This window comes from Pseudoalteromonas sp. MMG012 (assembly GCF_018100875.1).
GTDB classification, from domain to species: Bacteria; Pseudomonadota; Gammaproteobacteria; order Enterobacterales; family Alteromonadaceae; genus Pseudoalteromonas; species Pseudoalteromonas aurantia.
The window spans coordinates 113535-127711 of the sequence record NZ_JAGJEF010000003.1; the positions used below are offsets into that span (position 1 = coordinate 113535).

A 14177-nucleotide genomic window follows, 5' to 3' on the forward strand; every position below is an offset into this window, starting at 1 on the left:
AGAAAGTTTCATACTCATTGGTTTTCAGCTTTGAGTTTTTTTTGTAAATACTTTTTAATTGCTCGTGAAGCCGCGAAAAAACCAAAGGTGCCTGTCACCATGGTTGCAGAACCAAACCCAGTTGCGCAGTCCATGTTTTTTGCTCCCTCAGCTTGCTGCTTAGCTAGGCAAACTTCACCACTGGCTGTTGGATAAACAAGTTGCTCAGTTGAATAAACACAATCAACAGCAAATTTACGCTTTGGATTTGAGGAAAAATTATAGTTCTTACGCAATAAATAACGTACTTTCGCAAGTAAAGGGTCTTGTGTTGTTTTCGCAATATCGCCAAATAAAATTTGACTGGGATCCGTCTGTCCACCAGCACCACCGGTGACAATGACTGGGATTTTTCGACGTTTGCAATGCGCAATTAGCGCGGCCTTTTCTTTAACCGCATCAATACAATCAATGACATAGTCATAATTAATGATATGTTCTGCAATGTTATCGGCGGTGATAAAGTCATCGATCAAATTCACTGTACAATACGGGTTTATTTCTAATAAACGCGCTTTCATTGCTTCAATTTTTTGCTCACCTACACTACTTGATAACGCATGAATTTGACGATTGATATTTGTAACACAAATATCATCTAAGTCGATCAATGTTATATGGCCTACACCCGTTCGTACTAACGCTTCCGCCACCCAGCTGCCAACTCCACCAATACCAACTACACAAAAATGTGCTTGCTGCAACCACGTAAGCTGCTGTGTACCATAAAGGCGTGAAATACCGCCAAATCTCAATTCAGTTTGCTGCTCAGTCATGTTACCACTCTAACTGCCAAGGGTTTCGCCAATTAGCAAAATCCTCATGATTAATTAATTTTATAAATTCATCACCATCTTTTGGTGTTGCATAATAGCATTGCTGCTGTCCATCCCAAGAAAACCTTAATGCATAAGCATGCAAATATACCCGTGCTGCTGGCATTCCCCCGTACAATTCATCTCCCACTATTGCCGCGGATAAACTTTTCATAGCAACTCTTAGTTGGTGTGTTTTACCTGTAAAAGGCTTCAAAATTACACCACGTAATCCAGCAGCAATACTTTTTGAATAAAAGCGCGTAACGGCAGGGCTTTCTTGTGATTTGAGTAGCTTGTGTGCCCCCCGTCGGGATTTGACCATATCACCTTTGATCCACCCTTGCTTTTTATTGGGCTTTTTCGAAATTAACGCTAAATAAATTTTCTCTACCTCTCTTCCTACAAATTTCTGAGTAAAGAGGTTGGCTGACTCACTTGACTTGGCTAAGATTAATAGTCCCGAAGTGACTTTATCTAAACGATGAACCGAAAACAATTTATAGCCAACTTGTTTCTCTAATTGAACAACAAACCCAGCCCCGTCTTCGCTATGAAAACTCACTCCTGCAGGTTTTAATGCGATAATATAATCAACTTCGTCTGCGATAACTTCAAATTCACGCATTTAACAACTCAACTACTCGCGCTAAATCCTCTGGTGTATCGACCCCCGCATGGACGGGCATTATCGCCTTGGCTATCTTAATTTGCTTACCATGATACAAAACTCTCAGTTGCTCAAGTGATTCTTGCACTTCTAGTGGCGACACTGGTAACTCTAAGTATTCTTGAATAAACCCTGCGCGGTAAGCGTAAATGCCAACATGGCGTTGAAAATTATGTAAAGGAATTGAGTTTTTATCTAGCGTTAACATGCTATTTCGTTGAAATGGAATTGAAGCGCGAGAAAAGTATAGAGCATTGTTATGTGCATCTTGTACTACTTTAACCGCATTGGGGTTTAGCACTTCTTCAACATTCTCTATATCAACACTAAGGGTCGCCATAGGGGCACTTGAGTTAGCCAACAACTGAGCAACTTGATCTATATTTTCAGGTTCTAGCAATGGCTCATCACCTTGTACATTAACCACTATTGTTTCAGCACCTAAATTTAGCTTCTCTACCACTTCCGCGAGCCGCTCAGTGCCTGATTGATGGTCAATTCTGGTCATGAGAACATTTTTTGTAAAGCCCATTGCGACATCAAAGACAGCTTGATGATCAGTCGCAATATAAACAGCATTCGCTCCTGAGCGAGACGCTTGCTCAAAAACATGTTGAATCATCGGCTTTCCGCAGATATCCGCAAGCGGTTTACCTGGTAAACGACTCGACGCATAGCGTGCTGGAATAACAACTACGAATGCCACTGTTCAACCTCTTCTAAACTCAACTCTCTCGCCTCGTTTTCCAGTAGTACTGGAATATCATCTCTAATTGGATATGCCAATTTTGCCGCTGTACTAATAAGCTCACTTTGTTCTTTATCGTACTGCAGCTTACCTTTACATACAGGGCAAGCTAAGATTTCTAATAATTTTTTATCAAAGGCCATGATAGATCTCTTTTTTCTTTAAAATATCCAATAACCGCTCAATCAACATCTTGCTTGGTTGAGCGTCAACTCGTAAGTAATACCAATTTTCTAACGCAAAGCTCTTACATTTTACCGCATCTTTTTCCGTCATAAAAACGGCGGTGTGACCAAATCTCTCAAAATCACCGTTTTGATAAGCATGATGATCTCGAAAGTGTGCGGTCTCTATAATATCGACCCCTAACTCACGCAATGACTTCTCAAACCGAGCTGGGTTTCCTATTGCACTTACGGCGATGCCCTTATCTGGATATGAGTCACATTTTTCGCCACTTCCAACACGATATATACCGGTGCTTTCGAGTTGATAATTGCAAGGTGCGCCAATACCATTTGTAACAACTAGATCCACACTGCGAAGTCGACTCGGCAACTCCCTTAATGGTCCAGCCGGCAGGAGACACCCATTTCCAAACCCACGAGTACTATCTACAATACAAAACTCAACAGCACGATTCATTTTATAATGTTGTAAACCGTCATCTGAAATAATCAAATCGACATTGTATTCACGCTTGATATACTCACAACTAGCCTGACGATCTGGGCCGATAACAACTGGACATTGCAAACGTGAATGAAGTAAAAAAGGTTCATCTCCGGCCTCTAATACCGAGCTACTGGTCGTCACTTCATAAGGGTAATGGGGTGCATTTGATCCATATCCTCGACTGATCACTGCGACTTTCAACCCAATATTTTGTAGGTAGTTAACTAGCCATAATGCAAATGGCGTTTTACCATTACCGCCGATACTAATATTACCTATAACCAATATGGGGACATGTGCATTAAAACGTTTAATAAACCCCAATGAAAAAAGTATCCGTCTTACTATCGCAGCACACCAAAATATAGCACTGAGCGGCAGTAGTAAGTAAGTTATGAAGGACTTTGGTCTATACCAGCTATTTTCTATACTTTTCAATGTCTAATCACCATACTGCATTTTACATAAAGCAGCATAAGCCCCATGCTGTTCTAACAAGGTTGTATGTGTTCCTTGCTCAACTATTCTACCCTGCTCTAATACATATATTCGGTCTGATTTTTCTATTGTCGATAACCTATGTGCAATCACTATCGAAGTCTTGTCTTTCATCAAATTATCTAGCGCTTGCTGTATCAACCTTTCTGACTCCGTATCCAATGCGGAGGTTGCCTCGTCTAAGATCAGTATCGGCGCATCTTTTACAATCGCTCTTGCAATGGCCAAACGTTGCCGTTGTCCACCTGACAACATTACCCCATTTTCACCCACCATAGTATGTAAGCCATCAGGTAATCCCTCTATGAACTCCCAAGCATGTGCTTGTTTTGTAACAGCAATTAAAGCGTCATCTGATAACGGCGTTTCCAGCCCATACATAATATTATTCGCTATGGTATCGTTAAACAAAACCACTTGCTGTGAAACAACCGCAAATTGCCGTCTCAAGTCCAGCAAAGAGTATTCCTGAATATTGACGCCATCGAGCTCGATGCTACCATGTTGAATATCATAGAATCTTGGCAGTAAATTCGATAATGTCGACTTACCAGATCCAGAGCGGCCAACCAGCGCGACGCTCTCGCCTGCATTAACCTTTAGATCAAGTGATTGAATTACTGGATTTTCTTTAGTCGGATAGCAAAATGTAACCGATTTAACACTTATTAAACCTTTCGCTGTCACTAACGGCGTGGTGCCTTGGTCCCCTTCTTTCTCTGTATCTAATATTGCAAATACACTTTGCGCAGCCGAAATACCTCTTTGCAGATCACTATTTACATTTGCTAACTGCTTTAATGGTCGCAACATCATCATCATTGATGTCAATAGCGCTACAAACGCACCTGAAGTAATCGTATTTATCATAGAAGGCATGGCTATAATTGCCAATATTAACGCCATCGCACTGGCCGCTAAAATTTGAATCACGGATACACTTAATGCCCGAGTCGCATCCATTTTGACCCGTTGCTGCCTATTCTTATTATTGACTGTTGCAAACTTGTCGATTTCTCTTTGTTGACCACCAAAGTTATGAATTACTTTATGCCCTGCAAGCATTTGTTCAGAACCACGGGTCACTTCCCCCATCGCATCTTGAATATTTTTCGAAATCTTACGAAACCGTTTTGATACCACTGAAACGATCAGCGCGACAATAGGAATAATAATTAAAAATACCGAGGACAACTGCCAACTCGCACCAAACATAACAAATAATAAAAAAACAACAAACGCACCTTCACGCACTATGACTTGTAATGCTCGGGTAATGGCTTGCTGAACTTGTTCTGTATCAAAAGTAATTTTAGAGATCATTTCACCATTCGAATGTTTGTCATGAAATGAGACGGGTAAAAATAACATGTGCTCAAACAGCTCTTGCCGTAATGCCCTAACAACTTGGGATCCAACATATGTCAGACAATATGATGCCATATAATTGAAGACACCACGTCCTATCACTAATACAATAACCACAATAGGGGCCCACGACAAAACATCGACGTTTCTGTCGTTTAACCCATCATCAATAAACGGTTGCATTAAGCGGACAAACAGCGCATCCATCGCTGCGTAACCTAACATACCAATGACGGCACATATCGCAACGCCCCGGTAATCTAATGTATAAGCTAGTAAACGTTTGTATATCTGCTTCGCGCTCATTTGCATGTACTTTCTCTTCCACTAACCCATTCTAAAAAACAGTGTATTGTACTTGCCATACCTATAAAACAAAATGGGCTACTTTAAATTAATCAAACGAAAACCAAATAACTCCCCCCTTTATTGGGGTAAAAACCAATACTTCACTACTTCTCTCGCCTTTTCAGTGATTAGTCCATCAGGTGTTACTTTTATCCTAATATGGCCATCTAATGCCGTATCTAATTGTAACGTGCCCAATCGGGTGAATCGCTCTCGAACATCTGTATGAGGAAGTCCCCATTGTGATGCATAATTACGCGAATATATCGCGATGTCGGCATTTACAGCTTGTAAAAAAGCCATTGTTGACGATGTTTTACTGCCATGATGTGGGACCAATAATATATCATTCTTTAATTGTTCAGCTGAGAGTACATTTACCAACTGCCGTTCTGCATGAGCTTCTATATCCCCCGTTAATAAAGCTGAGTAATTGCCTCCACTGACTTTCACAACACAAGAATTGTTGTTTTTAGATGCTCGCCCAGCTCGAGGCCACAGTGTTTCAATAGTGACTTCACCCATCTTGACTGTTCGCAAATTACAATCACTATTTGGTATGCCATTATGAAACGATTTAAAGGAGTGTATTCCATCAAATGCAAGCAATTCCTTAACTCCACCAACATGGTCTTTATCTTGATGACTTAAAATTGTGTGTGTTAATACAATATGATTATCCTCTATGTAGGGTTGTACAACATGCTCAAATAGTGAATATCGGTTAAAATATTTAGCTCCAAGGTCATATAATAGAGCTTCACGGTTACTTGATATAAGCACTGCGGTTCCGTGCCCTACATCCAAAACATCCAATTGCCATAATACCTCTTCACTCGACAGCCTATGCACCGCATAAATCACGGCAGGAAGCCAAACCAGTTTTCTAAAAGGCGCTAACACTATAAATAGTAAAGAGAGATATATAAACATGGTTATTGATAAAGATGAAGAGCCCGTATGCAACCAGCCGTGACCAGCACTGATCATTGAGGCTCCTTGCAATAGGAAATGAAAGCAACCGTCTAGGCTCGTGAGTACAAGACCCACTCCCCATGATGCATGGCCTATTGCAAAGCTCAATATGAGCGCCAATATCATAAATGGAAAAACAATTATGCTTAACACTGGAATAGCAAGTAAATTTATAAATAATCCAGCTAAGCTAACTCCTTTAAAGAAATAAATACTGAGTGGCGCCAAGAATACGAAAAGACAAATTTGTATCTTTATCAATAAAATAACCTTAAAAAGGAGGTTCATTTTGTAACTATGCTGTGTGTGCTCAGAACTCATTACAAAAAATATCACGGCAACAGCTATAAATGAAAAATATAGTCCCGGATTAAGTAATAAGAAAGGATCAAGAAGTAAAATAAGGCTCAGTGCGATGACCAGTATTCTCATGCTACTTATCTTTTTACATGCAATGTAGGCTGTAATCGCAAGTAATAACATGCTATACGCTCTTAGCGCCGATACACTAAAACCGCTCAGATAAACATATATAAATGCAATTACTCCCGAGAGACACATATAAAATGTCGTTAAATTGTACTTTTGAAAGCGAGGGTTGGCATACAATAGCAAATAAGCTGATACAACCGCTTTAACAAACCAATATGAAATCCCAAATATAATACCGATATGTAACCCAGAAATGGCCATAATATGGCTCAATCCAAGCCTACGCATCATGACACGGGTATCATGACTTATCTGGCTTGTATCTCCCGTCATTAAAGTATAATAGAGCCAGCCTAACTTTAAACCTCCAAACACTTGCCATGAAAATTGTCTGTATGGTTCATAATATGCGTCATTTTGTTGGGCCGCGATGGTAGCCTCTAGAACACGTCCTTTATATGCAATTTGATTTCTAAATGCATAAAGCTCACTATCAAAACCGGAAAAATTTTTTCGCCCTCTAAATGGACGAATTTTGGCCATACCCGTAATGATACTACCAGCCTTTATCTTTAATTCATTCTGAGAAATAGCCAAGTTCGCTTTGGGGTTCATCCAAGGTAAATAGGAATGTTCACCAACATCACTGAGGCTCACCTGAAAATAATCTGCTGGCTCTTCTCCAAATACCTTTACAACTTGACCACTGAAATAAATTTCATCGTCAAATTGTTGGTTTTCTATACTAAATGAATAAAACAAATGATATTGAGTAATAACGACAAAAATAGCGAAAATAAAACCTAACAATACAGGTCGAAACGGCTTAAAATAGGGGAACAAAATAGTGAGGAAGAAAAGACTGCTATAGAACTGCCACGTTTTGAATAGAAACACGGTAATGATACAGCCGAATAGAAATCCCCAACATATAAAAATTGAAGTAAACGGTTGCATGCTATGGCTAAAAAAACGATTCAACGCTTTTTACCCGATCACAATAAAATAAAACAGCAAAAGTCTTTAAAAATTTTTGGCCGATGGTTGCATGATGCCAACCTGTGGCACCTAAACCGCCGTTCTGCGCGTGGCGCTTTTTCAGTTGGTTTGTTCTTTGCTTTCATCCCAGTTCCTTTTCAGATGATATTAGCTGCCGCATTTGCGATTCCGTTTCGCGTAAATTTACCTTTATCAGTGGCTTTGGTGTGGTTAACAAACCCACTAACTATGCCACCTATTTTTTACTGTTCTTATTTAGTTGGTGTGCTTGCTTTAGGCCAAGAAACACAACCTTTTCATTTCGAAGCCAGTTGGGAGTGGCTCGTTCAAAGTATTACCACAATCGGTCCTGCGTTTATGATTGGCTCACTAATTTGTGCATCGTTCGCCGCTATTATTGGGTACTTTGGGGTTGATTACTTATGGCGACGTTCGGTAAATAAAGCATGGCATGCGCGCAATAAATAATACTTCCTCTATATTATAGATAATAAAAAAGCCCTTAAGGGCTTTTTTATTATCACGACAAAATGCAACAACTTAGGTGCTTAAGCAATCTTTAATTTTCGACGTCTTAACCAAACCAAAGGCAACGTAAGAAATGCAAACACAGAAAAGCTGCCTGATTGACGTTCATACGTTTCAACTTCTGGCGCAGCACACTGCTCTACTTCGCCATTCGTTGGTGTTAACAGTACAGGTAAAGTCGCTGATTCATACTCAATCTCACCTTTGCTGTTTTTCTCTACTGCACCAAGTCTGTCTCTACGCTCTACCGTTTTTACCGCGATAGCGTAAATTTCATTCGATTCAGTAATTTTTACGGCTTCTGCAATTGTATAAGGGAATGTCTGACCACTGGCATCTTTACAAGGTAGCAAAGAATTAATATTAACGATGTTTTCATCTCCTAGCTTATAGATGAAACCTTCTCTACGTTGGTTGTTACCGTTCTTCTCAATTTCACCTTGCCCAACAACATATCCTGCATCATTAATATCATTAATGACCATTTCAGAACCATTAAAGTAGGTGGGAATATCTGTGAATTTGTCAGCATTAATATCGTAATAAAACCCCACGGCTTTTTGTATAGTGCTCCGGCTTACTTCTGCTCGGTGACCCACAACAACATTATTGTTATTAATATCGACGGCTTTACCTGTTTTGTACCATGCATCACGCTCTCCAATTTCACTAAATTGACCATCTTTAAAGTACCCTGGTACAACACGTGCATTAATATCATTGTCAAATCGAGTTATTGAATACCCAGCCGCAATATCTGAGTTATTTATGGCCATTGCAGCACTATAAATAGTATTATCTTCATTGTCTTTTCTGACAGCTCCGACACCTAATTCTTTTGCACTAACTACAGCAAAATTATCATCTAACGTCCATTGATATGCACGTAAGTCATAAAACGATGGTAACCCATCTAAGTTAGCCACTCGGCGCTCTTCCAACCAAACACATGCTTGTAATGGTCTATCTTCACCTTTACAACGATCATCATAACCTTCTTGGCGCTGTGTCGTAATGCCAACACTGGCATAACCAACTACGGCATAACCCCCCGTCTCCAAGCGCTGAATATCGGTTGCAATACTGGCACCACCATGTTCGGTAAATGCTGGTTCAAGGGTAAACTTTTCACCTGCTGTATTAATTACAATACCCCGATAGCTCCAATCTCTTACAAAGAAGGTCTTTGCTTCGTTTTCATCTTTAGGTGTAAATTCTGTTTTTGAAAAAGGTGCCGAACCCCAGCCAACGATCACCCCATCATCACTGATTGCTGCCAAGTTATTTCCCACGGAGCGGGTCAATGAATTGAGCTCTGAGCTCTGTACATCAAATAAGACTTTTTCATCCGCAAATGTGGGACTAACTGTCAATGCAATGCGATCTGTCAACTTTTGATATTCAGCTGAATTACTTTGACGACTCAAAAAACCTAACATGAAGTTGTTAGCATCTGCATTTGTTGACGCCGCACCGTTTTTTACATCTTCAAGCGTAAATGTAATCGTTTCATCAATCAGCTCATATCTTCTTTTTTCTTCATCATATGCTGCTTTTATTGCTGTACCATCTTTATCAAAATCGATATAGCTAACATCTATCGGCAAATTAAAAAGACGAGTCGCAGCCCCAATGATCTGACCATTTTCATTCGCATCCGAGACAATTGAGTGAACTGCACCTTCGTGTCTTGGTAGCTCTGTAAGTTGATATGTGGCGGCCAAAGCCTGGCCACTCAAGCCAGCAAAAATACTCGCTGCAATTAAAGTATGCTTCATTTTATTCCTTACTACTGATTCTGTAACGCTTCTAATTCTTCCCAACGCTCAAACGAGGTTTCAAGCTTCGACTCAAGGTCCGCCAAATGGTTCAACGCTGTTTGAGTAGTCTCTGCATCTTGTTTAAAGAAGTCTGCCGCATTCACGATTTCTTGTTGAGCCTCTAAAGCAAGCTCTAGCGCCTCTACTTTACTTGGCAGTTCTTCTAATTCAAGTTTTAATTTGTAACTTAACTTAGTACTTTTGTTATTGGCTTGAGTAACTTGTTTCGGAGTTTGTTTATCCGATTTCTGTGTTTTTTGCTTGTCTACCTTTTCAAGCGCTTTAGCCTGAGCCACTCTATGAGCAACATACTGTTCATAGTCAGTATATCCACCCACAATCTCCGTGACCAAGCCTTCCCCTTCAAAAGCCCAAACGCTATTACATGTATTATCAATAAATTCTCTATCGTGACTTACAATCAAAATAGTTCCTTGATATTGATTAATTATTTCTTCTAATAGTTCAAGGGTTTCAATATCTAAGTCATTGGTTGGTTCATCCAACACCAAGATATTTGAAGGCTTTAAGAAAAGTTTTGCTAGAAGTAACCTATTTTTCTCACCTCCTGACAAAGCTTTAACAGGTGTTCTCGCTCTGGCTGGTGGAAACAAAAAGTCCTGTAAATAACCTAATACGTGGCGACTGCGACCACCCATCATAACTTCTTGCTTTCCTTCTGCCACATTATCTTGCACTGTGGCATTTTCATCTAACTTTTCTCGGTATTGGTCAAAATACGCAACTTCTAAGTTAACTCCTTGTTTGATCTTACCCGCATCTGCATCCAGATTACCAAAAAGCAGTTTGAGAAGTGTGGTTTTGCCTACTCCATTTGGACCAACAAGCCCAACTCTATCGCCCCTCATTACTAGGGTAGAGAAATCTTTTGTGATCACTTTGTCTTTAAACGCATGGTTAACATGTTGCGCTTCAAATACTAATTTACCTGAGCGATCGGCGGTTTCAATATTAAAGTCTGTTTTACCAACCTGCTCTACACGTTGCTTTCGTTCATTGCGTAAAGACTTCAGCGCTCTCACTCGGCCTTCATTACGCGTTCTTCGTGCTTTAATACCTTGCCTGATCCACGCTTCTTCTTCTGCTAATTTCTTATCAAAAAGTGCATTTTGCGTTTCTTCAACTTTTAAGTCATGTGCTTTTTGTTCAAGATACGTCGCATAATCTCCTGGGTATGAGATCAACTGTCCACGATCTAAATCTAAAATTCGCGTAGCAACGGCGCGAATGAATGCTCTATCATGTGAAATAAAGACTATACCGCCTTTAAACTCCTTTAAGAACTGCTCTAACCAAATAACGCTGTTCATATCTAAATGGTTCGTTGGCTCATCTAAAAGCAGTAAATCAGGTTCACTTACTAGTGCTTTTGCTAACGCGACTTTACGCAGCCAACCTCCTGATAACTTCTCCAAGCGCATATCTGCCGTTAATTCTAACTGGCTTAATACTGTTTGAATTCGACTTTCAAATCGCCATGCATCGGCGGCTTCTATTTGAGTCGATAATCGTTCAAGTTTATTTAACTGTGCCTGTGATTGGTCAGTTTGTAGCGCCTCATTAACATGATTAAATTCAATTAATAAATTGGCTATATCAGGTAACCCACTTGCGACGTAATCAAATACAGCACCTTCAACCCCCTTAGGAGGGTCTTGTTCTAGTCTCGATATTTTAAGCTCGCCAACGCGATTAATCTCTCCGTCATCAAGTAATACTTCACCATCAAGTACCTTTAGCAGTGTCGATTTGCCAGCCCCATTACGGCCGACAATACATACTCTTTCGCCTGCCTCGATAATTGCATCTGCGTTATCAAGCAAAGGGTGAGTTCCAAACGCAAGCTGCGCTTTAGCTATTCTAATTAGATCCATATTATTCTACGAGTTGTTGAATTTGTGTTAGTTCAAATGGCCACGTTAATTGTTGGTGGTCACTTTTACGCTCTAATACTGGAATGGTCGTTTGAAAGCGCTGCATTAGCTCTTCGCTACCAGTGATATCAACGTGCTTAATATCGCTGGCGTGAATCGCGTGCAACGCAAGTTCGTAAGCCTGTTCGCAAAGGTGGCACCCATCCGTATGATATAAAACATATTTAGCCATGTGTTATTAACCAGCTATTATGTATTTGCTTATTTCTCTTAAAATCAGGAGAGAGTGTTTTGTCAGAAATATTTTCTGCTTTAAGTCCTAATCCAATAAGCGCAACTTCATCTATTTTAAAGCCACGCTTATTATTTGAGAAAAATAAGGTACCATTAGGGCTCAAAATCCTCTTTATCCAAGTCAATAATTGAATATGATCACGTTGTACATCAAATGCTTCTTTCATACGTTTTGAGTTAGAAAACGTTGGCGGATCTAAGAAGATAAGATCATATTGACCTTGAGCATGCTCTAGCCATTTTAAACAATCAGCTTGTTCAAACCTGAAGCGAGTATTTTTCAACTCATTAAGCGCAAAGTTTTCTTCTGCCCATTTTAAATACGTTTTTGACATATCAACAGTTGTGACCGCTTTAGCACCACCCAAAGCAGCATGAACCGACACAGAGCCGGTATATGCAAATAAGTTAAGCACACGTTTACTATTAGCGTTTTCTTGAATATAACGACGTGCTAAGCGATGATCTAAAAATAATCCAGTATCAAGGTAATCAAACAAGTTTACTTTAAATTTTGCACCAAACTCCTCAATGGTTTCAAAGCGATTTTGCTTATCCATTGAAGTATATTGAGATTCACCTTTTTGTCTTTTTCTTACTTTTACTGCAATATTTTCAGGATCGATTTCTAGCTGCTGCGCAGTCAATGTAATAACATCTTGCAAACGCTTCTGTGCGACATCATCTTCGATTTCTTTTGGTGCCGCATATTCAAAAATAACAGCACAGTCGTTGTATATGTCTACCGCTACATTATATTCTGGAATATCAGCATCATACACTCGGTAAGCATTGATCTGCTCTTTCTTGACCCAAGATTTTAATGCGTGTTTATTCTTTTTCAATCGATTTGCAAACGCACTTGAGCCTTCATAATTCAAGCCTGTTGCACGTTCGTTTTGATTCACTTGACGTTCGTTTAATTCATATAAATTAAACTCAGCATCTAATGGACCATTCTTAAATTTATAACGTTTTTCTCGCGACAATTTCAATAGTTTAAACAAACTATCGTCTGTTCCTAATAAAGCCAGCTTCCAGTTAGGAAAGTACTTTTTAAATGCCACACCCATATTACGATGTAAACTTACCAGCTCTGCCATAGACCCAATACGTTCACCATAAGGTAAATTACTAATAACAACTCCAGGACGTTTTGCAATACTTTTAAGCTGGTTTGCGTCACCTTGCTTAAATTTTATCGTGCTTCCTACCCCAGCCCTTTCAGCATTTTGCTCCGCAACCTCAGCTAACTTTCGATCTATATCAGAGCCAATAAGCCATAAATTGTTATCTTGCTGCTGTTCTTTGAGCTCAGCTTTTACCATATCAAATTTTGCTTTTCGAAAGCTTGGTAAACGCTTAAACGCAAATTCCCGCTCTGTATTTGTTGGTGCGTTATTTGCCATGCCAGCCGCTTCAATAAGCAAAGTACCTGAACCGCAACAAGGATCAAACAATGGCTGAGTAATATCGTCTAACCAACCGCTACGCTTTACAAGTGCTGCTGCTAAATGCTCTCGGATAGGTGCTTTACCCTGTTTAGTTCTGTAACCTCGATCTGATAATCTAGGTCCTGAGTAATCAATATACAACGCACATTTATCGCGGTTCAACTTTGCTATTATGCGAATGTTTGGTTCTGATTTATCAACATTAGGACGCTGCTCATACAAGTCATTGAAGTAATCTACAACGCCATCTTTTATCACTAAGCCTGAAAACTGAGTATTTTTCAGCTCAGTATTTGTTCCGTTGAATTCAATTGCAAACGTTTGAGTTGGGCCAAACCAATCTTGCCACGCTTGGAATCGTGCGAATTTATAGAGCGCATCTTTATTGGTAATTTCTTCACTTTCATCAATTAAAAGCATGATACGTGTCGCAAAACGCGTCATCATACATATGCGTTGTGCTGTGCTGTTATCCGTTTCAAATCGGACCGAACCGACACTTTGTTTACCCAGTGTCACGCCTGCTTGTTCTAGTTCTTCAGCTAATAAGTGTTCTATGCCGATAGATGTAAGTGCGATAAATTGCAATGTGCTAACCCTATGTATTCAATTGAAGGCG

The 14177-nt window shown here is 39.8% G+C and carries 12 protein-coding genes; 1 reads left to right on the top strand and 11 read right to left on the bottom strand.

Annotation, left to right across the window (positions count from 1 at the left end; all coding sequences use genetic code 11):
- Positions 1-14: 14 nt before the first annotated feature.
- From tcdA to J8L97_RS02065, 7 genes are all read right to left on the bottom strand, one after another.
- Entirely contained in the window at positions 15-815 is an 801-nt protein-coding gene (gene tcdA, locus J8L97_RS02035) for a tRNA cyclic N6-threonylcarbamoyladenosine(37) synthase TcdA (protein ID WP_211047684.1), read from the bottom strand.
- A gap of 1 nt (position 816) precedes the next feature.
- Positions 817-1482: a TIGR01621 family pseudouridine synthase gene (locus tag J8L97_RS02040; protein WP_211047685.1), complete on the bottom strand. Its 666-nt coding sequence runs from the start codon at positions 1480-1482 to the stop codon at positions 817-819.
- Positions 1475-2230 carry a 3-deoxy-manno-octulosonate cytidylyltransferase gene (gene kdsB, locus J8L97_RS02045; protein WP_192507240.1) on the bottom strand — a complete coding sequence of 252 codons (756 nt, stop codon included), beginning with the start codon at positions 2228-2230 and terminating at the stop codon, positions 1475-1477. The genes J8L97_RS02040 and kdsB overlap by 8 nt, the downstream gene beginning before the upstream one ends.
- Entirely contained in the window at positions 2218-2415 is a 198-nt protein-coding gene (locus J8L97_RS02050; RefSeq protein WP_192507239.1) for a Trm112 family protein, read from the bottom strand. The genes kdsB and J8L97_RS02050 overlap by 13 nt, the downstream gene beginning before the upstream one ends.
- Positions 2405-3385, bottom strand: coding sequence for a tetraacyldisaccharide 4'-kinase (gene lpxK, locus J8L97_RS02055; RefSeq protein ID WP_211047686.1), 981 nt, complete (start codon positions 3383-3385; stop codon positions 2405-2407). Before lpxK ends, J8L97_RS02050 begins: the two co-directional genes overlap by 11 nt.
- Positions 3386-3388: 3 nt before the next feature.
- Positions 3389-5125 (bottom strand): lipid A export permease/ATP-binding protein MsbA, encoded by a 1737-nt coding sequence (msbA, locus tag J8L97_RS02060; RefSeq protein WP_211047687.1) that lies wholly within the window; start codon positions 5123-5125, stop codon positions 3389-3391.
- A 114-nt stretch (positions 5126-5239) separates the two neighbouring features.
- Positions 5240-7378: a DNA internalization-related competence protein ComEC/Rec2 gene (locus J8L97_RS02065; protein WP_211047688.1), complete on the bottom strand. Its 2139-nt coding sequence runs from the start codon at positions 7376-7378 to the stop codon at positions 5240-5242.
- A gap of 150 nt (positions 7379-7528) precedes the next feature.
- Here J8L97_RS02065 and J8L97_RS02070 point away from each other — a divergent pair, with 150 nt between their 5' ends.
- On the top strand, positions 7529-8035 hold the full coding sequence (locus J8L97_RS02070; RefSeq protein ID WP_192507235.1) for a DUF2062 domain-containing protein: 507 nt from the start codon (positions 7529-7531) through the stop codon (positions 8033-8035).
- Between the two features lie 80 nt (positions 8036-8115).
- Here J8L97_RS02070 and J8L97_RS02075 read toward each other — a convergent pair whose 3' ends face one another.
- Genes J8L97_RS02075 through rlmKL form a run of 4 tightly spaced genes read right to left on the bottom strand, consistent with a single transcriptional unit; the run spans position 8116 to position 14146 of the window.
- Positions 8116-9873, bottom strand: a complete 1758-nt coding sequence (locus tag J8L97_RS02075; RefSeq protein WP_211047689.1) for a DUF3466 family protein — start codon at positions 9871-9873, stop codon at positions 8116-8118.
- Between the two features lie 11 nt (positions 9874-9884).
- Positions 9885-11810, bottom strand: coding sequence for an ABC transporter ATP-binding protein (locus tag J8L97_RS02080; protein ID WP_210997427.1), 1926 nt, complete (start codon positions 11808-11810; stop codon positions 9885-9887).
- A 1-nt stretch (position 11811) separates the two neighbouring features.
- Positions 11812-12042: a glutaredoxin family protein gene (locus tag J8L97_RS02085; protein WP_210997426.1), complete on the bottom strand. Its 231-nt coding sequence runs from the start codon at positions 12040-12042 to the stop codon at positions 11812-11814.
- On the bottom strand, positions 12035-14146 hold the full coding sequence (gene rlmKL, locus J8L97_RS02090) for a bifunctional 23S rRNA (guanine(2069)-N(7))-methyltransferase RlmK/23S rRNA (guanine(2445)-N(2))-methyltransferase RlmL (protein WP_211047690.1): 2112 nt from the start codon (positions 14144-14146) through the stop codon (positions 12035-12037). The genes J8L97_RS02085 and rlmKL overlap by 8 nt, the downstream gene beginning before the upstream one ends.
- Positions 14147-14177: the final 31 nt, after the last annotated feature.

What these genes read in the sequence shown, in the direction of transcription:
- tcdA (WP_211047684.1), bottom strand. Translation starts at nt 815, where the DNA reads ATGACTGAGCAGCAAACTGAATTGAGATTTGGCGGTATTTCACGCCTT.
- J8L97_RS02040 (WP_211047685.1), bottom strand. Translation starts at nt 1,482, where the DNA reads ATGCGTGAATTTGAAGTTATCGCAGACGAAGTTGATTATATTATCGCA.
- msbA (WP_211047687.1), bottom strand. Translation starts at nt 5,125, where the DNA reads ATGCAAATGAGCGCGAAGCAGATATACAAACGTTTACTAGCTTATACA.
- J8L97_RS02050 (WP_192507239.1), bottom strand. Translation starts at nt 2,415, where the DNA reads ATGGCCTTTGATAAAAAATTATTAGAAATCTTAGCTTGCCCTGTATGT.
- J8L97_RS02070 (WP_192507235.1), top strand. Translation starts at nt 7,529, where the DNA reads ATGGCTAAAAAAACGATTCAACGCTTTTTACCCGATCACAATAAAATA.
- J8L97_RS02075 (WP_211047689.1), bottom strand. Translation starts at nt 9,873, where the DNA reads ATGAAGCATACTTTAATTGCAGCGAGTATTTTTGCTGGCTTGAGTGGC.
- J8L97_RS02080 (WP_210997427.1), bottom strand. Translation starts at nt 11,810, where the DNA reads ATGGATCTAATTAGAATAGCTAAAGCGCAGCTTGCGTTTGGAACTCAC.
- J8L97_RS02085 (WP_210997426.1), bottom strand. Translation starts at nt 12,042, where the DNA reads ATGGCTAAATATGTTTTATATCATACGGATGGGTGCCACCTTTGCGAA.